This is a genomic window from Fluviicola sp., assembly GCF_039596355.1.
GTDB lineage: Bacteria > Bacteroidota > Bacteroidia > Flavobacteriales_D > Crocinitomicaceae > Fluviicola.
This window is the reverse complement of record NZ_JBCNJW010000001.1, coordinates 754,782-776,625: the sequence shown is the minus strand read 5'-3', so window position 1 is coordinate 776,625 and position 21,844 is coordinate 754,782. Positions and strand designations below refer to the sequence as shown.

Sequence of the window (21,844 nt, the reverse complement as noted above, 5' to 3'; positions counted from 1 at the left end):
TCAATATGAGACAGAAATGGCATATTAATTGAGTAACTTCAATAAAACAAGCGTCATGAAAACAAAAATCATCAAAGAAAAAAAAGGAAACAGCGCAAAGAGTTTTGACAAAGGTTTGATTCAGTTGGGGATTCACTACCCTGTACAACCCGTATCTATCAAGAAAGCCTAATAATCAAGACCTCCGCCTCCATTATCGTTAGCACGTTTATCCTCTTTAAATTCGGTTTTTCCAAATCGATAACGAATACTAACGATCAACCTTCTGGTCTCCCATTTAAACTGGGTTGACTGAAAAACATTCGCCTGGTCCACCTCAAAGTAGAATCCCTGCGTGTTGAAAATATCCGTCACGCGCAAGCCGATTCCCCATTTGCCATCCAGAAGCGACTTATCTGCCGAAAAGTCAACAGACCCTCTCGGTTTCATCATTCCCTGCGCAGTAACGGAAGGTGCACTGTATCTTCCGTTGATCTGCAACGTCAGTGTTTTCTTCAGTAAATCAACGGTTGAACTGAATTTCATTCCGAACACAAATCCTTCGCGGTTCCAGTTTACAGAAGGGCTGTTATCCCTGTACGTAATGTAATTTCCATTGAATGAAAGCATGTTTCTCCAGATCGGGTATGGTTTGATCTGCATCACGATTTCCCCACCCGAACTGATGGAACGATCAATATTTGCAAATGTTCCGTTGGAAGTTCCATTCGGGTAGAAAATCTTCACGCGCTGGATCACATTATTCGTATAACGCTGGTAAAGCGCAAATGTAAAAATGAACTTCTTGGTATTGTAATCCAACCCCAGGTCGATGGAATGAATATACTCCGGACGCAATGCCGGGTTTCCGCTTCGCAGGTTATACGGATCCGAATACGATGTAAACGGGTTCAAATTCCCGGAATTCGGGCGGTTGATACGGCGGCTGTATCCCAAAGACAATTCAGTCGACTTGGCCACTTCGTAGCGTACTGTCGCCGAAGGAAAGAAATTGAAATATTCGTTCCGGAAGCTTTGGTTGGTCGAAATCAGGTTTGGAGCCTGGATGCTGTATTCCATGCGCAATCCGGCCTGGTATTTGAGTTTTTTGTATTGTCCGCCTACAATTCCGTATGCTGAGTAAATGCTTTCGAGGTATTTGTAGTTATAGGTCGAAAAAGTGTCGGGAACGTAAATTCCGGATGCATTCAACGATTCGGAGTTGGATCGAAGCCCCATATTCCGCTGGATCATCTTCAAACCGCTTTCTACCCGGAAACGGGATTTGAACATGCGGATGTAATCTAATGAAAACGTCGTATAATCATTTGATTCGCGGCTATACAAACGCTGATCGGAAGTTGTCGAATCCGTGGGATAAATAAAATATTGCTGGTAGAAGCCCTGATCACCGCCTTTCGACAACGATTGGTAGGCATTGAAATCCAACGATCCCTTATCGTCTTTGAAATCCCATTTATATCCGAGTGCAAAATCTACGTTCTGACTCTGGTTGGGTTCTCTTGAATCGCGCTGCCACACGGCTGATGTATCTCCGAAGTTGTTGTAGCGCGTATTAATCTGATTTCCGGTACGATCCCGGTCGCCAAAATTCCCGGCAATACTCCAGGAAAGCGTGTTCCGGTCTTTGATGTACACATCCATCCCAACTTTTGCCGTATGGGTGATGTTCAAATCCCCACCATATCTGCGTTGGTTTAAACTGCTCGTTGTATCGCCGAAGTACTGGTTCAAATCCGAGAAATTGTTGCGGTAACCATCCCGGTAGGAATAAGCGTAATTCCCGTACAAATTGAAACGCGTATTCCGCACGTTCAGTCCCAGCGATCCGGTGTAGAGATTTCCTGTTCCGGCAGATGCCGCCACGTTTCCGTTGATTCCTTTCTTCGCATTCTTCTTCAACACGATGTTGATGATCCCCGAAGTTCCGTCCGGGTCATATTTTGCCGAAGGATTGGTAACAATCTCAATGCGTTCGATGCTGCTCGCCGGAATTCCTTCCAGTACGCTTTTCCCGTTTCCTCCGGTCATATTACTCGGCTTTCCGTCGATCAGAATAGTCACATTCGCATCACCGCGCAGGGAAATTCCTCCATCCTGGTCCACTTCAACTGAAGGAACGTTATTCAATACGTCGGTTACGTTTCCTCCCGTACTTGCAACGTCATCTCCTACGTTGTAGATTTTCTTTTCAATTCCGATCTGCATCGGGTTCTTATCCTGCTGAATGACCACTTCGTCCAGTTCTTTACCAAGTCCAACAAGTGAAATATTCCCCATTTTCCGCAGGGGTTTAGTTGCTGAAAGGACAATGTTGGAAATCTTCTTGTCTTTGTAATCCGGATTGGAAACAACCAGGTAGTAGTTTCCGAATTTCACTTCTTCCAGTACAAATGATCCGTTTTCATCCGTATAGATTCCGGTTACAACCAACGAATCTTTCGCACTAAAAATACGGACCATGGTGTATTCCAGCGGTGTTTTGGTGATGGAATCGAGTACTTTTCCATCGATGGATCCCGTAGCATCGGGTGCCTGAGAGAATGTAAGAATACCAATGAGTAAAAAGAATGTAAGAAGCGTAAAGCGCATAATCAGGATGTCGAATGGGATGCAAAAATAACGCAATTACCCCAGAGCAGGTAGCCGTTTATCCCAAAACTATGTTAAGAAATGTTTTAAAAATCCAGGAGGAGGATGGAGTAAATGAAAGTTGAACCGGGTTCCTGAAGTAAAAAAAGTAAATCAGTAATGATTTACAAACACCTGAATAACAACTATTTAAGCATAAATCATTCAAGCATTAATTAATCCCGTTCGCAATTTGGCAAATTTAATTCAGAATAAAACGCTTGCATACAGCGGGACCTAACCACGTAATTTATCCAGGAGATTACTCAATAATTCCGCTTCCTCTTCCGTCAGGTTACCTGTAAAATCAAGCTGAGACTGATCATCTTCGTCAATCTGCCTGAGCACATCTAATCCCGCTTCGGTAATAGAAACATAAACGACTCTCCGGTCTGATTCGCAGCGCACACGCTCCATCAGTCCTTTGTCGATCAGTTTATCCATTAAACGGGTTGTGTTCGGAGATTTTTCAACCATCCGGTCTTTGACGCTGTTCACACTGATTGCGTCCTGTGCTCCCCGCAAAATGCGCAGAATGTTGAATTGCGGCATGGACAAATCGAATTTTGCCATGTAGGAATTTTGAATATTTCCCAGGTGATTTGCAGTATAACGAAGATTTACCACAGCTTTGTGCTTAGAGTTTTTGAATTTCGATTGGATGACTTGGCCTATTTCCATGTTACAAAATTAATTACCGGGGTAATATTTACAAACTCTGCAAAGTTAATTTTTCTTATTTAATTTTAATCTCTAAAATGACAGACGGCAGAAATTTAATCGAAAGTGGAACTTGTAAGCTGAAAAACACCCGTAAATACAGGATTTTATGTATTCAACAAGTACCAATGATTCAATTTGAATGCATGCTAATGGCAATACCACACAAAGTCTTCCGGACTCAATTTTCCCTCGAATGAGAACTCAAAACGGTGTTTTCCAGGCAACAGATGAACAAAATTCTTGTCCATCAGCACCTTTCCTTCTTTGGATGTGAACCAGAAATCAAGCAAAATGGTTTCATTTTCAACAGTAAACACACCTTTTCCGGCTTTGAAATCCAGCAATTCGATTTCAACTTTCGGGCTCACACCAACGAGTGGTTTGGACGGAAATAACTGATGTACGAATAAGCGTTCATTGATCTTTCCCTGTTCGTCGTTCCATTTGAAGCGCACGGCAAAATCATCTCCCTGGTAAAACTGTAATTCTTTCGGAAAAAGTTCCGTTGCATGCGGATATGCCAGCGCTTGTCGGCATTTCAAGGTATCGAGCACTTTCCCCTGCAAATCGTAAACCGTTGCTTCGATTTCACACAAATAGCCGTTCGGAATGTCGGAAATCAAGACGTATTTCTCTCGTCCGATCGTATCGATTTTCGCAGCGATCGTTACATCCTTGAAATCGTTTTTCGCCTCATACTGCAATGCTTTCCATCTTCCGAAGTAATCGATGCTACTCCAGGTCGGTGCGGGCCAGCAGTCGTTAAACTGCCAGTAAAGTGTCCCGGTACAACGCGGAAACGTGGTACGATGCGCCACAATCGCAATTCCGACTGCCTTTGCCTGTGTGAGTTGCGATAAGTATACAAAACGTTCAAAATTGTCGGTTTTTCCATAAAGCAAATCGGAATGCTTGGCAATCATGCTGTTTCCCACGTAGCTCTTCTGACGGCTTTTCATCACCGGGCTGTCCAGCTTCCAATCGCTAGATTGGATATAAGGAGCCAGCGTTGCCAGTTCCGGGAAGGATTGAAAACCGTATTCTGCATTGAAGCGCCCGGATTTACGTCCGAAATCTTCAATCGGGTCTTTTCCGTGCCAAACACCCCAGTAATGCTGCGTTCCATGGTTGTAGAACTCGTCATTTCCCCAGTTACTCAGCGGCGAAGTATGTTCGTATGGCAGATTGGTGAATTGCTTTACGGTTTGCGGAATCAGTTCCTTAAACAATTTCTGGTAGTAGGATTCGATCAGTTTTTCATCCTTTTTCGATAAGCTGTAAGTTGTTTGGAACCCCCAATTTTTCCAGGCTACATCCACTTCGTTGTTCCCGTTAAACAAAGTCAGGGAAGCATGTGAAGCCAACCGCGGAATCTGCTGTGAAATTTCTTCTTTCACATTCGCCAGAAATTCGTCTGTTCCCGGATACATGGCGCAGGCGAACATAAAATCCTGCCAAACCATCAAACCGCCTTCGTCACAAGCAGCAAGAAATGATTCTCTCGGGTAAAACCCACCTCCCCAAATCCGGACCATGTTAAAATTACAGTCCAGCATGGTTTGCACAGCCAGTTTCAGTTTTTCATCGGTAATCCGCGCAGGGAAAATATCATCCGGAATGTAATCCGCACCTTTACAAAACACAACGCGGTTGTTTACTTTCAGCTTGAACGATGTTCCCCACTGGTCTTTTTCCTGAACCAATTCCACTTTTTTCACTCCGAAACGCACATCTTTTTCGAGGATGACTTCTCCCCGGTCGTTTTTCAGAATCCAGTGATCGCGGTATAGAAATGCTTCTCCCTGACCTCTCGGCCACCACCAATTCGGATTTTGAATCGTTTCAACGCGCTTCAGGGTTTTATTTTCGCTTTTTAGTGTCTGAGTACCAAACAAAGTACTTTCCCAGGTGAATGATTCCGAACTTTCCTTTGCCAGGACGATCGAAAATTCATTGGTTGCAGCATTTGCCGAGACATCAGTTGTTTTGATGTAATCTGCCAGCACACAGTTGTTGTTGTATATTGCCAGCTTCACCGGTTCAACAAACCCCATTGTGAGCATCCGCATAGACCAATCCCAGCCAAACTGGTACTGCGGTTTACGGCAATAAGGTGCTACTTCCGTTTTCCCAACATCATTCGGTGCTGGAAGCGTTACGCCCACTTTTGCCATCCGCGGTTTCTGGTACATCACCGGTGGTGTAAATACCACACGCAATTTATTGAAACCTGCACGGATTTTATCTTTTACGTCGAAATGGTAATGAACAAAGGCATTATCGGTTTCCGCAACGAATTTTCCATTCAAAAAAATAGAGGCATAAGTATCGATTGAAGGGAAATCCAGATCCACAAACCGGTTTAGTTCTGCTTCACTCAATACAAATTCCGATTCCAGGATCCACTGGTAATTTTCGATCCATCCGAATTTTTCTTCGTTCAAGCCCACGAAAGGATCCGGAAGTTCTTTTACCGCAATCAGCGCTTCCTGCACAGAACCCTTTTCTCCGAAGGGAATCCACGCTTTCGAAACCGGATGCTGTACTTTCCACGATAATTTCATTTGAGCAAACAGGTTATTTGTCAAAAAAAACAACAGGACAAGCGAAACAAATCTTACCATTTCCGGTCAAAAGGTGTATCGATTAACACATCCTGGTCTTTGGTTTTCAGCGCATAGTTGAACCCGTTGAAAACCGAATATCCGCCTACTTCTCCTTTTGTATTGATTGCAATAAAGGCACACTGCAACCCGGTCATATCTTTGTGTTTACGGATCAATCGCTGAACCGTTTCCTTGCAGGCTTCCTCCGGGCTTTTCCCCTGACGCATCAATTCCACCACCGTATGTGAACCTGCAATGCGGATAATGGATTCACCCAAACCGGTTGCTACTGCTCCGCCTACTTCCTGATCAATGAATAACCCGGAACCGATAATCGGGGAATCTCCCAAACGTCCAGGTAGTTTATATGCCCAACCGGAGGTCGTACATGCTCCGCTGATTCGCCCCTGTGTATCAATTGCCAGCAAACCGATCGTGTCGTGGTTTTCGTGGTTGATTTCTGGCTTTTTGGTAATCGCAGCCTGTTCTTTTTTCCATTTTTCCCACTCTTTTTTCACTTCCGGAAGTGGTGTTTTAATGGTTTCGAATTTGTTTTTCAATGCATATTCCTTTGCTCCTGCGCCAACCAGCATGACATGCGGCGTGTGCTGCATGATGTGTTTTGCTACGGAAACAGGGTGTGCAATCCCTTCCAGAAACCCAACGGAACCACAATTGGAGTTCCAGTCCATAATGCAGGCATCCAGGGTTACATGTCCTTCGCGATCCGGCATTCCACCGATTCCAACGCTTCGGTTTGTAACATCGCTTTCCGTGTGTCTTGCTCCGGCTTCAACGGCATCCAATGAGGACTTTCCTTCTTCCAGCAATTTCCAGCCTGCACGGTTGGCTTCCTGACCGTGACTCCAGGTTGAAATCATTTTAGCTTCGCCGGTATAGTCGGATGAAAACGGTTCTGAATTCGTGTCTTCGTTTGCTGCCAAAGCAGGTTTCACGATGGATGCGACCAACCCGACCGCACCTAATTTCACAAAGGATCTGCGTTCCATGTCTTAGTTATTAGCGATTTCGGATGCCAGCCATTTCTGGAATTCAGCAGCATATTTTGCATGATCTGCGTAATCTTTCGCAAAATTGTGCAATCCATCGTAGTTTGGCTGAGCACACATGTACAAATAATCGTTGCTGTCCGGGTTCAAAACCGCTTCAACCACTCCTGTCGGAGGCATGGAGATCGGTCCCGGAGGTAATCCGTTATACAAATAAGTGTTGTACGGACAATCTTTGTTGCGGTGTTCGTATGTCAAACGCTGTACTCCTTCCAACTGGTCTCCCCAACAGAATTTGAATGTCGGGTCTGACTGTAGTTTCATTCCTGTATTCAAGCGGTTCAGGTACAAACGTGCAATAATCGGCCACTCGGAAGCATTTTTGGACTGTTCTCCGTACACAATTGAAGCCAATGTTACTGCCTGAGATGGTGATTCCAATCCTACTGCTTTTAATTTCGCCATGCGCTCCGGAGTCCAGTAATTTTTGAATTCTTTCGCCATGCGCTCCAGGAAGGCTTCTTTACTGGTATCGTAGAACATTTTGTAGGTATTCGGCATAAACAAAGCCGGAATCTGCTCCAACGTAAATCCGTATTTGGTCAATGTTTCCGGACTGGTGATATAGTCTTCCAGTTCGGTGCTGTCGACCATAATACATCCGGATACTTTCACGCACAGGTCGTGAATGGTTTTACAGTTGTTGAATGTCACCGAAACTTCAATTTCCGCATTTCCGTTTCCGGAACTATTCAGCGTTAATCCATTGAGTAGCGTTCGATAGTTCGTTCCCGGCTGAATTTCATACATTCCCGAACCTATCTTGGTATTCGTCAGTTTTTTGTAATCCGCCAACGACAAAAATGCGTCTACATCATCCACCACGCCGGCAGTTTTAAACGTTTCTGCAATTTCTTTCAGGCTCTTGCGGTTGTCTACGGCAACGCGAATTGCTTTTGAGTTCACCGTCGACGTTCTGCCATTAAAAAATGCCCCGATATGCTTCCATCCTACCGCGACTCCGATCACTGCCAGGATTCCGACAACAATTAATCCTTTTTTAAACATTTCTGATACAAAATTTCATCCAACCAAGTACCTCTTTCCAGGTACCATTCTTTCCTGATTCCTATTCGTTCGAAGCCCGCTTTTTCAAATAACCCGATACTGGCCAGGTTATCACTGTGAATCGAACAATGCAGGTTATGCAAAGCTAAAATCTGCCGTGCGTATTTTTCCAATAACGTAAGTGCTTCAAAAGCGTAACCGTGATTTTTATTGTCTTCGTCTGCAATCAAAATCCCAACAGCTGCGCGGAGGTGTTTGAAATCGACCTGGTACAAATCAATGGCACCGACCGGTTCTTTGGTTCCAACCTGGCAGATCATCAGCCTCAACTGTCCGTGCGTACGGATGTGCTGAGCCTGATCAATGTATTCTAAAATGGCAGAAAAAGAAAAAGGTACTTCGGTTCCGGTAATCTTCCAATGCTTCGGGTTGTTTTCCCAAAGCATCAGTTTTGTTGCGTCCTCTTTTTCAACGGCGCGCAAGAAAATAGATTTCCCGATTAAACTCATGACTTTTTTACGTTACAGCTTTTGAAAAGCGCTCAAATGTAAGTTAAAATCGGTTTACTGGCAGGAGTCGCTGGCGAATTCTTTCAACAAATTGATTTTAGGTTCGATTCAGATACCATTTTGCAAAATTCCCATATCGCCATATTACGATTGGACCTCAAGTTAAACATTATCAAATCAAAAATAAAAACTTGATAAACAATTATTTACCATTCAAAAAACGAATCCGATTCAAAATATCCTCCATCGAATAATCTGCTATCCCGGCATACCCTTCCGGCAAATTCAACCCGCTTACTCCGACAATCAATTGTTCTGTTTTCAAAAAGATCAGCAGATCTGCCAATTGATTTACATCAGCATTTAAAACTTCCCGGATTGGGCGCAGACAGGTTACCCCGTCAACAGCACGTTCGTATCTTGAAAAAACTTCAGCCAGTTCTTCACCTGTCAATGAAGCAGAAAACTCAACCAAAACCAATGGAATGTTCGAGCGGCGCGCCCGTTTAACCATCGATAATACCTGGAGGTGTTCTGATTTCCGGTACGTGAGACTGAAATAATCCTTCCCGGAAGAAATCCCGATATGCGGTGGAATTTTATCTGCATTCCAAATCCACAGGATATGCTTCTGTGTCAGTTGTTCCGGAAAACCATCCTGGATGGATTCAAAAAGAAATTCAGACATTCACACTTCCTTTAAAGACGGAAACTGCCGGACCAATCAGCCAGATATTACTGAATCCGTTTGCATCGCGGGTAAATTTCACAGAAAGGTTTCCTCCCTTCGATTTTACCTGGTATTCAAATTCCCCGGTAATAGCGTTTTTTTCTCCCAAAGCCAGTGCAGCGGCCGTTACACCGGTTCCGCAGCTCAGCGTTTCATCTTCTACTCCACGCTCGTACGTCCGGATTTCAAAAGACCCGGCATCCGGCTGGTGAATCGCGTTCACGTTAATACCTTCTTCCCGGTACTTTTCCGAATAGCGGATTTCTTTTCCGTAAGCTACAATATCAAAATCCGTCACTGAGTTGGTAAAATGAATAAAATGGGGCGATCCCGTGTTCAATACATAATCAGCAGAAGAAGTATCAATCGATGGAACATCATTCATTTTCAGGAAGACCAAACCATTGGATTTCACAGCTTCGTGCGCACCGTCGATTGCCATAAATGAGACAGAATCTGACAAAATTCCCAATTCATGAGCAAAAGCAACCGAACAACGCGCTCCGTTTCCGCAAAAACTCTTCGAACCGTCGGAATTGTAATAATCTACTTCAAAATCATATCCGTCGATGGAATTGATTTTAATCAGTCCGTCGGCACCGATTCCAAAGCGGCGGTCGCATAGTTTTTGAATATCTGAAATGGTCAGTTGATTCCATTCTCCGGAGCGGTTATCAATCATGATAAAATCGTTTCCCGTACCCTGATATTTTACGAAGTGCAAACTCATATATCCTTTGCTGTGATTGAGTTACAAGCCTTTTTCGGCTTAACAATCTTTAACAGCACAAATGTAACAATCATGAGTCGATTAGCATTATAATTGTGATAATTTTTAACAGAAACAAAACTAATTAGAAGGCCATGAACAACACATTAAAGTACCTGGGGGTCGGATTTATAGGCGGTATGATTCCATTCGCTTTTGGTTTGATGTTATCCTCCAATCATGACATCCCTCTATCAGAGCAAGTAATCGACGGCAATCGTCTTGCGAAAACGGTTTCTTATAATGGAATGCCCGTAGAAGGAAGCGTTTCATTTGTGGATGCCTCAGAAAACACGATCAATTCAGTGGTACACGTGACCACGAAAGTTGTCCGCACGCAAGTTCAGCGTGATCCATTCTACGAATTTTTCTATGGTCCGGGAACCGGCGGAAGAGAATACAAACAATACGGAAGTGGTTCCGGATCCGGAGTCATCGTTTCAAGCGATGGCTACATCGTGACGAACAACCACGTGATCCAGGATGCATCCGAAATTGAAGTAATCCTGAACGACAATTCGAAATACACGGCAACAGTGATCGGAACAGATCCTTCTACCGACATCGCCGTACTGAAAATTGACGCTCCGGGACTGAAACCGATTGCGATCGGGAACAGCGACGACCTGCGCGTGGGAGAATGGGTACTCGCAGTAGGAAACCCGTTCAATCTGACTTCAACCGTCACAGCGGGAATCGTGAGTGCGAAGGCGCGTAACATCAACCTGCTTTCCGACAGAACGAGAAACACCAACGTTCCAATCGAATCGTTCATTCAGACAGATGCGGCAGTGAACCCGGGGAACTCCGGAGGTGCACTGGTGAATACCAAAGGAGAATTGGTTGGAATCAACACAGCAATTGCTTCTCAAACCGGCTCCTATACCGGTTACAGTTTCGCGGTTCCGGTGAACCTGGTAAATAAAGTGATGCGCGACATCATCGATTTCGGAATCGTGCAACGTGCCTACCTGGGCGTTCAGATTGCAGACATCAATCAGGAGATCAAAGAGAAAAACAAACTTCCTTCTACCAAAGGAGTGTTTATCCCAAGTGTGACTGAAAACGGTGGTGCTGAAAAAGCCGGTGTGAAGAAAAACTGGGTCATCCTGAAAGTTGGAAGCAAAGAAGTGAATTCCGTTGCAGCTTTGCAGGAAGAAATCGGGAAGCGCAGACCTGGCGACAAAGTAAACCTGACATTGCGTACAGAGGACGGTACGGAGGTCGTAAAAGAAATCCTGCTTCGTTCTGCCGATGGAGAAACAGCTCTGAAATCAAAGGAAGAAATGAGCAAAACGAGCGCGCTGGGTGCAACTTTTGCTGAATTGACCTCCAAGGAAAAGAAGGAATTGAACCTGAGCTACGGAGTAAAAGTAGTGACCCTGGAGCCAGGTAAATTGAAATCAAGCGGACTTTCCGAAGGGGATATCATCACGAAAGTGAATCAAACCCAGATCGAATCGATTGAGCAACTGACACGCATTCTGAATAGTTCCAAAGGCGGTGTTCTGCTTGAGATTGCTTCCGAAAGCGGCAAGAAAGAATATTTAGGTTTCGGCCTTTAAAATTGAAAAGGTAACTGTGAGAAGTGAAAAAGTGAATGTGTTCAGATAGTTATCCGTTATCTCGTTTTGAACAGGTGAACTTTTTCACTCTCCAAACCTTTAAAACTTCCACTTTCGTGGGAATATAAATAAAAAATGTTAAGGCATGGTTTTTGAGAGATTAAAATCTCTTAAAAATATGCCTCTTTTATTTGGAAATCACTTCTTTTTCATCGTAACTTTGCCCCCTGATTTTCATTAATCGTTATTAAACGAAGTTCATTACATGAGACAACTTAAGATTACAAAATCGATTACCAATCGTGAGAGCCAGTCGTTAGACAAATATCTCCAGGACATTGGTAAAGAAGAGCTAATCACCGCCGAAGAAGAAGTAGAATTGGCGCGTAAAATCAAACAAGGCGACCAGCGAGCATTAGAGAAATTAACCCGTGCAAACCTGCGTTTCGTCGTATCTGTAGCAAAACAGTATCAAAATCAAGGATTGACATTACCCGATCTGATCAATGAAGGGAATTTAGGTTTGATCAAAGCTGCACAGAAATTTGATGAGACACGCGGTTTTAAATTCATTTCTTATGCCGTTTGGTGGATCCGTCAGTCAATCTTGCAGGCATTAGCAGAGCAAGCGCGTATTGTACGTTTACCCTTGAACCAGGTAGGTTCCCTAAATAAAATTAACAAGGCTTTCTCCCGTTTGGAGCAGGAATTCGAAAGACCGCCATCTGCTGAGGAATTGGCAGAAGCACTGGAGGTTCCGGAAGACAAAATCAAAGAAAGCTTAAACGTTTCCGGTCGCCACGTATCAATGGACGCTCCGCTTTCTTCTTCTGAAGACGGTGGTACCCTGATGGACGTAATGGCAAACACGGATTCTCCGAAAGCGGATCACGCATTGATGGCAGAGTCGCTTCAGAGAGAAATCGAACGCTCGCTGAGCACATTGACAGATAAGGAGCGTGAAATCATTCGCCTGTTCTTCGGAATCGGAATGAATCACGGACTGACGCTGGAAGAGATCGGCGCGAAGTTTAACCTGACGCGTGAGCGCGTGAGACAAATTAAGGAGAAGGCGATTCGACGTCTTCGACACACTTCCCGAAATAAGTTATTGAAAGCATATTTAGGATAAGAAAAAAGGCTGTCTGCAATCGCGGGCGGCCTTTTTTGCTTTATACCGACAATGCATAACAAGTTGAAAATAATAAACATAAATAAATAATCACGTTAGATGGAAGCTGCATTAGGCTATGAAAAAGAGTTAAACATGCACGTTCAGAAAGAACGCGCTGCGGTTAAATTGTCAAGTCACCTGGGTGAATTGCTTTATGACAAGGGAATCGAATTGGTTTTGTTCCGTAACCACCTTACTGACATTACCATTTCAGAGATTCTGAACCTGCATGAATACGCTAAAAACGTTGTTAAAAAACCGATCGACATTGAAACATCTGCTGCCTTGGCAGAAGAGTTGCTGAAAATGGATTTGGCTCCGGCTAAAATCGATATCGGTAAATTAGCGAGCGAATGGCTTGTAGAAGGACATTCCTTTGACTCCAAAGCATCTTTCCTTGCGTCAAAATTGGGGAATTTCTCCAGTGCTTCAGGAGGTGTTGAACCAAGAGACGTTGTCTTGTACGGTTTTGGTCGTATCGGTCGTTTGGCTGCCCGCGAGTTGATCAAACAAGCAGGAAAAGGACAGCAGCTGCGTTTGCGTGCAATCGTTACACGCGGTGCAAGCGATAAAGACATCATCAAACGTGCAGCTTTGCTTCGTTCTGATTCGGTTCACGGTGCATTCAAAGGAAGCGTTGTGGAAGATTTGGAAAACAAAGCACTGATCATCAACGGACAAATCGTTCACATGATCGATGCTTCCAACCCGGAAGACGTTGACTACACGAAATATGGAATCAACAACGCATTGATCATTGACAATACAGGTGTTTACACCAACCGCGAGGCTTTGGCAAGACACATGGCTGCAAAAGGTGTTTCCAAAGTATTGTTGACCGCACCAGGAAAAGAAATTCCAAACGTAGTATATGGAATCAACCAGGGCACACTCGATGTAGAGAACGAAACGATCTACTCTGCTGCTTCTTGTACAACCAATGCAATCTCCCCTATATTGAAAGTGGTAAACGATGCATTCGGAATTGTAAAAGGACACATCGAAACGGTTCACGCATACACCAACGACCAGAACTTGCTGGATAACATGCACAAATCTTCCCGTCGCGGACGTTCTGCTGCTATCAACATGGTAATCACTTCAACAGGTGCAGGTGCTGCTGTAACAAAAGTAATTCCGGATTTGAAAGATAAACTGACTGCAAACGCAGTTCGCGTACCAACTCCAAACGGTTCACTGGCAATTCTTTCTTTGGAATTGAAAAACGGAACAACCATCGAAGATGTAAACAACGTAGTACGTACAGCTTCATTGGAAGGTGATTTGGTAAACCAGATTTTCTATTCATACGATCCGGAATTGGTATCCAGCGACATCATCGGAAACACCTGTTGTTCAGTTTACGATTCACATGCTACCATCGTTTCTCCTGACGGGAAAAACGTAGTATTGTATACGTGGTACGATAACGAGTTCGGTTACACGAAACAAGTAATCCGCCTGGCGAAACACATCACGAAAGTACAGCGTTTGATTTACTATTAATCAATCGTTAAGAACATATGGAGAGCCGGTTTATCGAGAGATAGGCCGGCTTTTTTGTTGATAGTGGATAAGTGTACGCTTATCCACCACTTACCATGGTAGATACGATTCCTATTCTTCTCATATTCAAAATAGGGACGTAAGAACAGCCGCAACCAAAAAAGAGGTTCCTGAATTAGAAACCTCTTCCCGACTAATTAAGTACCTCTCCGGATTACTGAATAATTGTATGGAAATTCAATTCGATATCTGTTTCTCCCGGATCACACTGTCCGTTTTTCACGCCCGGCTGGTGTCTCAGGCGAATGGTTGTTGTTCCGGTAGAAGCACTTCCGATCGTCCATTTGCTTGTAATCCCAATCGGCAATCCGTTTGCATCCGCATCTGTTCGCAAAATGGCTACTGCCAAACCGCTTGATATATCAAAGCAGAACAAGTGATCGATTCCTTCCTCTTCTACTTCAGCCGTAATGTCCTGAACCGGATTCGCACTTTCATTCAATAAAGTGATCGATGCGTTATAAGTTGCATTGGCAACCAAACGAATGGTATCGAAAACCGTCGGGGCATTTCCTCCAGGGCCATCGATATCCACAAAACGCGCTTCTACATTTGGAAGTGTACCGTTTGCATCCGTAAAAACAATTTTGAATGTGGTAATCACTTCTTCCTCATTCGGATTCGTTGGTGTGGTCACCTGTTGTTTCTTTTCTTTTTTACAAGCAGCCAATGCAATACACAGCACGCTCAAAATCAATGTCATTCTTTTCATTTCTGTTCTTTTAATACCGACAATTATCGTCGGTGGTTTTTAATGATTGAAAACGGAACCAATACCTTGATAGTCCAGTTCCTTCCCAGTTCGTCCGTAAAATATCTGAACCGGTTCATGTAATCCCGGTAACTTAAATTCGTCAAATTGGAGCACGCCAGGATCACCTGCAAGCTTTCTCCATTTGTCATTTTCTTCGCAACGCCCACCTGCGCACTTAATAAATCGTACCCTTTCGGAGGAGCCACATAATCCGAATTGGCTACGTATCTCTTTTGCCTGAAAACATCCAGTAATTCAACTTCTGCAAAGAAATTCAGTTTGCTCCCGGTACGGATCGTCGAAAAACGAAGCCGCTGCGTAATCCGGTTAGAAGGCATTCCGTACAGGTATTGATCCGTACGCAAATCTTCTCCGAGCAGAAAATTTCCCTGGAACTGGTAATTGAGGTACTTCCCGATCGGAATTTCCAGTCGTCCGTTTAATCCCATAATTTGCACATCCGACTGAATGTAGCGGAATACCGGAAAGGCTCCTACAATGGTCAACATCGGGGGAAGAGATGGCTGTAGGTTAATGTATCCGTCGAAGTAATTGTAGAAGACAGACAGATCGACCTTCGCAACATGCGATTTGTACTGAACTCCCAATTGCGTATTGTAAACGATCTCTTTCCGGATCTGGTCATCACCGATTTCAATGGAAGCCGCTCCGTGGTGCAGTCCGTTACTGTACAGTTCATTGATCGACGGTGGTCTCCAGGCAGTTCCTGCGTTCAGGCGCACAATCCAGTGATGTCCCATCAAACGGGAAACTCCCGCTGAAGCACTCGGATTCTGAAACGTTTTCACCGGACTGGTCAGCACATTGTTCTTGTAAAGAAACGCCTGCAAACGGGAATAATCGTAGCGCACACCAAAGTCAAACAGCCACTTGCTATTTTCGTATGTTCCCAGGTAATACCCGCCAAACTGTTGTTTTTTGAAATTCGGGATAAAGAACCGCCCCGAATATGCATTACTCTGCTCCATTCCGGAAACGCCGAATACACTTTTGTACCGGTCATTGTGTTTGATCTCGGTTTTCAGATCGAGGGAATTCGTCCAGAGATTCAATTCGAAAGCAGGCAAATTCAATGCTGCAATGCTATCATTATAGGCTTTATGCAAATCGTATTCCTGTCTGAGATTGAACTGATAACCGTAAACCAAACTCGTCCGGATCTTTTTATTCCAGTTGTATGCCAGGCTCACTTTGCTCAAATCATGCTGTACCAATTGCCGCGGACTTTGCAGTTTGTAGGTAAAAACCCCGGTATCTTTTGGTACGGAAGCCGCAAACGCCGCATTCAGGTCGGACAGGTTTCCGATGTGTGAACCGGTAAAAATCCCCAAATTGGTCGAATACTTCGTATAGAATACATCCATTTCAAACTTTTCGCCCTTGTAACCGAGCGCTGCACTGTAGCTGTATTCATTCGATGCGGTATTCTTGATCAGGTAATCCGGTGCTTTTTGAGTTCCATTGATTCTCCCGGTTCCGTGAACGCGATATGCCCATTTTTTCGATTTGGTAAATGATCCCCCGACCAGTCCGGAAACTCCTCCGCCCCATCCGTTACTGTTTCCGGTTAGTTTTACCCACCCGGCAGTGTTTTGATGATAACGCAGTTCATCCGGGGAAACCAGGATCACACCTCCGATGGCATCCGTTCCGTACTGCAATCCTGAAGCTCCCTGGATCACAGTCAGGTTGCCAGCTAGATTGGGATCAATTTCCGGAGCATGCTCACTTCCCCACTGTTGGCCTTCCTGCCGGATTCCGTTGTTCACGACCACCAAACGGTTGCTGTGCATTCCGTTGATGACGGGCTTCACAATCGATGAACCGGTGTTCAAACTCGTTACCCCCGGAAAGCGAAGCAGCTGATCTCCCAGCGTATTTCCCTTGATTTGGGAGAGATCATTGGTTTTCAGCGTCATCTTTTCCTGGGATTCCCTTGGAAAACGATAGGCTTCAATCAATAACTCAGCAAGCTCAACTTCGTGCGTTTCAACCTTAAAGACAATCGGTTCTGAACTCGGAACAACAATTTCCATGTCGACCGGTTCACAGCCAAAATGAGGCACACAGCGCAATTTAAGCTTACCGGCACATACATTTTTAAAATAAAAAACTCCCAGGGAATCCGTTTGCGTAGAACTGGTTTGAATCGAAACCCGTGCATTTGGAATCAACTGATTGGTATGGATATCCCGAATTTCCCCCTGAATGGAATAATCACATTGCTGCGAATAGACCGACAAGGAGAAGTACAGGAACACTCCAAGTAAATAAAATCTCATGAAAATGGAACTATATTGTCAAACAATAACTTGTTCAGTATAAAACTGAAGATCGATCAGACAAATAGGTTTGCAGGCGGCCCGCGAAGTTTGAGATGTATTGTTTTTACCGGTAATTCAACACATGCGAAATCCAGGAACAGAAAATCAGTGAAATCCTTCAGATAAGTAATCTCCACCGGATTTTCATGATACAAGAACGGAAGATGCAGATCGCAAAAAGCACATTTATCTACTCCGTTCTTAAAAACCAACCCTCCATGGTGTTTATCCAGCTGTTTGGAAGAATGATTGTGAGCAGCGGCGTGCCAGTTGTTGATCGGAACCAGGAATACCAGGAAACCAACCAGCAAAAGAGAAGAAATAATCCGCACCGCCAATTTACTCATGGGACAAAAATAAACTAAATGCAATTCAATTGCAATAAGATTGTAAAAAAAGGGAAATAAAAAGCGGCTTGCATTTCGGGAAAATCCAGAATCAATCGATCACATCATGAAAAAAATCAGACTAATCCATGTATTTCTCGTCTCTTTCACCTTACTTAGCTGTTCTTCCTGCGGACGATGGTATAGTCCATGTTCCACAAGCAGTTACGGCAGCTTCGGATATCAAATCGATATTGGTTCATACAGCGTGGTGAAAGCCTTTCGGATGTTCAGGAAGAGGGATATTACGCAGGTGGTGCTTACAACAAAATAACCTGTGTTTACGAGGATTAGCACAAAGCAGCAATTGCGAAGGTTATTTCTTCAACCCGTTTTGCTTCAGGCATTTCAAGACCTTTTTATCGTGTTTGGCACGCTCTTCCGGTGTGGTATTCGGTGTAGTGAGTAATTCTTTACACTTGCGATCCACCACTTCCCATCGGGCCATGACTTTTTCTTCCTGCGCAGGAGTCATACCGCCTTTCTCAAAGGCATCATTGATGGAATCATTTGCAACCACACAGGTACAGAAATCCCACTGTTCCCCATATTTTTTGACAATTTTCTCGTGATTTTCCTTCATTTCAACCGTTACAGATTTTTTCTCAACGGCCGTATCCTTCAAAGCAGCAGTCAGATCATCCGTTTCCGTAACAGTATCTTTCACTGCGTCCACCTGGCATTCTTTGCATTCCTCGTTTGAACTACAGGATGCAAAAAGAACCAAAACCGGAATCAAAAACAGAAAATACACTCGTTTTTTCATAACGCTGAATTACAAACAAATATAAAAAATCTCCTCTAAACCGGGGATTTATTTGTTCATTGAAATTGACACATCATCTACCCAAAACTAATATTCAGGAAAAGGAATTAAAACGATGGTGTATTTGTAGGAACTGTATTTTGGCTTCAAGACAATCCGGGTTCTTGATAAACTTTTGATCTCAAAAATCAGATCCTTTTTCGGACCTCTGAATCCAAGTTCGTTCTTTCGCTGATCCAGCCAGAAACTCATTTTAAGTCCCGGTTTGGTACCGAGCGTTTTCAAACGGTGAAAGTAAGCTTCCCGCGACTGGTGAAACACGATGATTTCCTTTGCCCCGATCTGAAGCGGTGTATAGTCTTTATCGCCGTCTAATTGCTGATCTACCAACCAAACTTTGGAAGAATTGTCGTGAAGCAGGATGTAATGATCAATCGGCTCGATTTCCGTGTCGGAACAAGCAGTCAGGAATAAAACCAGGAATAGATATACCAGATTTGATTTCATCGGCAAGTCAAATTGAATTGAGAATTCAAAATTGATCGTTGAAAAGTGCCTTCGACTCCGCTCAGTCTACTTTTTCAATTTCGTTACATTAAAAAATCATTTCGTTCCGATCCAGTACTTTCTTGATCTCAACGCCCATGGAATCTTTAAATTCAGACTTGATACGTCTAGGAACGTCTTCATCAATCACTTCGCAGTTGACATATTCGTATTTTCCGTTCGTCCAGCGGAACAAACAGTTATAATACGTAATGTTATCGTTGATATTATCCGGGAAACGAATCACCAGGTCATTGTAACCTGAAGTGGATTTTCGTTCTTCAATCAGGTTTCCGTTAAATCCATTCAGTTTAACCAAAACGTCTTTTTCCCGTTCGAAAACAAGCAATCTTCTCAACGGAAAACCATTCACCCCTGCTTTGATCAACAACTTGAAGCCGTCTTTCAACGGAGTTTGGTCATTCAATTTGAAAAAGCGGAAAAAACGCGGACTACAACTCGGATGTTTGGGATCCTCATCACTCTTGGCCTTCGGATCGCACAAATGAAGTTCTTTCAACAACTCCGCTTCATCTTTGGAACTAAATACGTTTTCGTTGAAGTTGGTACTGATAGTGTTATCCACTGCTTTCTTCTCTTCCGTTTTTCTCGGTTGTATGGTAATCTCCTGATCCGCTTCATCATCACAGGAACTGAAGAAGAAAAACAGCGGAATGGCAAACAGAATTTTAAATTTCATCGGACTTTTAAGGGATTAATGAAAGATTTTAGACGAAGTTACAAATGCTTCCGTGAATTCCGTCTCTTTTACTCCCGTTTCGATTCCCTGTTCTTTAAACCAATCCAGCATGCGCTCGGTCGGCATATTTCCGGTCAGTTCATCTTTCGCCATCGGGCAGCCTCCGAAACCTTTGATTGCACCTTCAAAATAGCGGCAACCTCCGGCATACGCTGCTTCGGTCAACTTTGTCGCATTTTCAGGAACCGTATGCAAATGCGCGCTGATCTGGATATTTGAAAACTCTGCTGAAATGGTGGAAAACACCTGCTGTACCAATTCCGGTGTAGCCGCTCCGATCGTATCGGATAAGGAAAGACGCGAAACTTCAAACAATTGAGTCAAACGCTCCGACCAACTCGCAATCAAATCCGGTGACCACGCGTCTCCGTATGGATTTCCGAATCCCATGGAAAGATACAGAACCAATTCCTTGTTTTCCTTGTGACAGATATTCGCAATGGCCTCTACCCGCTTCAATGATTCCTCGATAGTCGCATTCGTGTTTCTCAACTGAAATGTTTCCGAAATACTAAAAGGATACCCCAGAAAATGAATCCGTTCAAACCGCGAAGCATCTTCTGCTCCACGTTCATTTGCAATGATGGCAAGCAATTTCGTATCGCTTTCGTTCAGTCCTTCCAGTACTTTTGCAGTATCCTGCATCTGCGGAATAGCTTTCGGGGAAACAAAACTGCCAAAATCAAGCGTGTCAAAACCACATTGCAGCAAATGATTCAGATAAGTGATTTTATCCGAGGTTTCAATCCAGTCCTTGATTCCCTGCATGGCATCTCTCGGACATTCCGTCAAAAAAACACGATTATTCATGTGCGATCTGCTTTCTTTTCTTTAAAACTGCCTTGTTGATCCGTTTCACCAACGCAGGACCTTCGTAAATAAATCCTGAGTAGATCTGAACCAAACTGGCTCCTGCTATTAATTTCTCTATTGCATCTTCAGCCGAATAGATTCCTCCGACTCCGATGATCGGGAAAGAACCACTCGATTTCCGGTACAGGTAACTGATCACTTCCGTAGAACGTTTTGTCAATGGTTTTCCGGAAACACCACCTGCACCGATCGCTGCGACTTTGCTACCTGAAGTTACTAAATTACTTCGTTCGATGGTTGTATTCGTGGCAATTACACCGGCTATTTTAGTTTCATTAACAATGTCTACAATATCGTCCAATTGCGAATCGGTCAAATCCGGGGCGATCTTTAGAAAAATCGGTTTGGAAGACCCGGTTTTTTCGCGTTCGTTCATCAGGGTTTGCAACAGGTTAGTCAGCGGTTCCTTATCCTGGAGCTCGCGCAAATTGGGTGTATTCGGTGAAGATACGTTTACCACAAAATAATCCACATGCGGTTCCAGGCTGTGGTAACATTTCAAATAGTCGGAAGTTGCATCTTCATTCGGGGTTACTTTGTTCTTACCGATATTTCCCCCGATGATACATTCAGGCTTAAGTTTCTTTAAACGCTCCACGATGACCTCTGCTCCATCGTTATTGAATCCCATCCGGTTGATGATCGCCTGGTCTTCAATTAAACGGAACAAGCGTGGTTTTGGATTTCCATCTTGCCCTACAGGAGTCACCGTTCCGATTTCCACAAATCCGAAACCACAAGCCGCAAGCTCATTGATACGCAGTGCGTTCTTATCGAACCCTGCCGCCAAACCAACCGGGTTCGGAAAGCGGATTCCAGCCACTTCTGTTTCCAAAAGCGGGTGTTTCATACAATAAATGGACTTCCAGATTGGTTTTACAAAGGGAACTTTCAACCAGAAACCTAAGAGATTAAATGTGAAATAATGAACTTTCTCCGGATCAAAACGAAAGAGAAACCATCTCAACAAAGGATACATGCTACGAATTTGTACCAAAGTTATAAACACAAAACGAGCTTATCAATAGACAAGCTCGTTTTGTTAAAATTATTTTAAAAGTAT

Annotated in this window: 19 protein-coding genes; 3 read left to right on the top strand and 16 right to left on the bottom strand. The window is 43.8% G+C overall.

Annotated features, from left to right (window positions below; genetic code table 11):
* Positions 1 to 168: 168 nt before the first annotated feature.
* The 8 genes from ABDV94_RS03135 to dapF all read right to left on the bottom strand — a co-directional run bounded on the left by ABDV94_RS03135 (position 169) and on the right by dapF (position 10,007).
* The gene (locus ABDV94_RS03135; protein WP_343604680.1) at positions 169 to 2,592 is read right to left on the bottom strand and encodes a TonB-dependent receptor family protein; all 2,424 of its coding nucleotides are present in this window, start codon (positions 2,590 to 2,592) and stop codon (positions 169 to 171) included.
* A gap of 276 nt (positions 2,593 to 2,868) precedes the next feature.
* Positions 2,869 to 3,312 (bottom strand): MarR family transcriptional regulator, encoded by a 444-nt coding sequence (locus ABDV94_RS03130; RefSeq protein ID WP_343604679.1) that lies wholly within the window; start codon positions 3,310 to 3,312, stop codon positions 2,869 to 2,871.
* 188 nt (positions 3,313 to 3,500) lie between these two features.
* Positions 3,501 to 5,918, bottom strand: coding sequence for a hypothetical protein (locus ABDV94_RS03125; RefSeq protein ID WP_343604678.1), 2,418 nt, complete (start codon positions 5,916 to 5,918; stop codon positions 3,501 to 3,503).
* 53 nt (positions 5,919 to 5,971) lie between these two features.
* On the bottom strand, positions 5,972 to 6,970 hold the full coding sequence (locus ABDV94_RS03120) for a N(4)-(beta-N-acetylglucosaminyl)-L-asparaginase (RefSeq protein ID WP_343604677.1): 999 nt from the start codon (positions 6,968 to 6,970) through the stop codon (positions 5,972 to 5,974).
* A 3-nt stretch (positions 6,971 to 6,973) separates the two neighbouring features.
* Positions 6,974 to 8,038, bottom strand: coding sequence for an endolytic transglycosylase MltG (mltG, locus tag ABDV94_RS03115; RefSeq protein ID WP_343604676.1), 1,065 nt, complete (start codon positions 8,036 to 8,038; stop codon positions 6,974 to 6,976).
* A complete protein-coding gene (locus tag ABDV94_RS03110; RefSeq protein ID WP_343604675.1) occupies positions 8,020 to 8,547 on the bottom strand; it encodes a GNAT family protein in 528 nt (175 codons plus the stop codon). Before ABDV94_RS03110 ends, mltG begins: the two co-directional genes overlap by 19 nt.
* A gap of 202 nt (positions 8,548 to 8,749) precedes the next feature.
* Positions 8,750 to 9,235: a hypothetical protein gene (locus ABDV94_RS03105; protein WP_343604674.1), complete on the bottom strand. Its 486-nt coding sequence runs from the start codon at positions 9,233 to 9,235 to the stop codon at positions 8,750 to 8,752.
* Positions 9,228 to 10,007: a diaminopimelate epimerase gene (gene dapF, locus ABDV94_RS03100; protein ID WP_343604673.1), complete on the bottom strand. Its 780-nt coding sequence runs from the start codon at positions 10,005 to 10,007 to the stop codon at positions 9,228 to 9,230. The genes ABDV94_RS03105 and dapF overlap by 8 nt, the downstream gene beginning before the upstream one ends.
* 134 nt (positions 10,008 to 10,141) lie before the next feature.
* Between dapF and ABDV94_RS03095 the strand changes: the two genes are divergently transcribed.
* The 3 genes from ABDV94_RS03095 (at position 10,142) to ABDV94_RS03085 (ending at position 14,291) form a co-directional block, all read left to right on the top strand.
* Complete coding sequence (locus tag ABDV94_RS03095; protein ID WP_343604672.1) at positions 10,142 to 11,611, top strand: Do family serine endopeptidase; 1,470 nt, start codon at positions 10,142 to 10,144, stop codon at positions 11,609 to 11,611.
* Between the two features lie 265 nt (positions 11,612 to 11,876).
* Positions 11,877 to 12,743: an RNA polymerase sigma factor RpoD/SigA gene (locus ABDV94_RS03090; RefSeq protein WP_124745751.1), complete on the top strand. Its 867-nt coding sequence runs from the start codon at positions 11,877 to 11,879 to the stop codon at positions 12,741 to 12,743.
* A gap of 99 nt (positions 12,744 to 12,842) precedes the next feature.
* The gene (locus ABDV94_RS03085; protein WP_343604666.1) at positions 12,843 to 14,291 is read left to right on the top strand and encodes a glyceraldehyde-3-phosphate dehydrogenase; all 1,449 of its coding nucleotides are present in this window, start codon (positions 12,843 to 12,845) and stop codon (positions 14,289 to 14,291) included.
* A 214-nt stretch (positions 14,292 to 14,505) separates the two neighbouring features.
* On the opposite strand, the gene ABDV94_RS03080 is transcribed toward ABDV94_RS03085, so the two are convergent.
* The 8 genes from ABDV94_RS03080 to ABDV94_RS03045 all read right to left on the bottom strand — a co-directional run bounded on the left by ABDV94_RS03080 (position 14,506) and on the right by ABDV94_RS03045 (position 21,760).
* Positions 14,506 to 15,063, bottom strand: a complete 558-nt coding sequence (locus ABDV94_RS03080; protein WP_343604664.1) for a type 1 periplasmic binding fold superfamily protein — start codon at positions 15,061 to 15,063, stop codon at positions 14,506 to 14,508.
* Positions 15,064 to 15,086: 23 nt separating this feature from the next.
* A complete protein-coding gene (locus tag ABDV94_RS03075; protein ID WP_343604662.1) occupies positions 15,087 to 17,408 on the bottom strand; it encodes a TonB-dependent receptor in 2,322 nt (773 codons plus the stop codon).
* Positions 17,409 to 17,464: 56 nt separating this feature from the next.
* Entirely contained in the window at positions 17,465 to 17,797 is a 333-nt protein-coding gene (locus tag ABDV94_RS03070) for a hypothetical protein (protein ID WP_343604660.1), read from the bottom strand.
* A gap of 355 nt (positions 17,798 to 18,152) precedes the next feature.
* On the bottom strand, positions 18,153 to 18,602 hold the full coding sequence (locus tag ABDV94_RS03065) for a hypothetical protein (RefSeq protein ID WP_343604658.1): 450 nt from the start codon (positions 18,600 to 18,602) through the stop codon (positions 18,153 to 18,155).
* Between the two features lie 87 nt (positions 18,603 to 18,689).
* Positions 18,690 to 19,109, bottom strand: a complete 420-nt coding sequence (locus ABDV94_RS03060) for a hypothetical protein (RefSeq protein WP_343604657.1) — start codon at positions 19,107 to 19,109, stop codon at positions 18,690 to 18,692.
* A gap of 88 nt (positions 19,110 to 19,197) precedes the next feature.
* A complete protein-coding gene (locus tag ABDV94_RS03055) occupies positions 19,198 to 19,848 on the bottom strand; it encodes a hypothetical protein (RefSeq protein ID WP_343604656.1) in 651 nt (216 codons plus the stop codon).
* Between the two features lie 15 nt (positions 19,849 to 19,863).
* Positions 19,864 to 20,718, bottom strand: coding sequence for a hydroxymethylglutaryl-CoA lyase (locus ABDV94_RS03050; protein ID WP_343604655.1), 855 nt, complete (start codon positions 20,716 to 20,718; stop codon positions 19,864 to 19,866).
* The gene (locus tag ABDV94_RS03045; protein WP_343604654.1) at positions 20,711 to 21,760 is read right to left on the bottom strand and encodes a quinone-dependent dihydroorotate dehydrogenase; all 1,050 of its coding nucleotides are present in this window, start codon (positions 21,758 to 21,760) and stop codon (positions 20,711 to 20,713) included. Before ABDV94_RS03045 ends, ABDV94_RS03050 begins: the two co-directional genes overlap by 8 nt.
* Positions 21,761 to 21,844 lie beyond the last annotated feature (84 nt).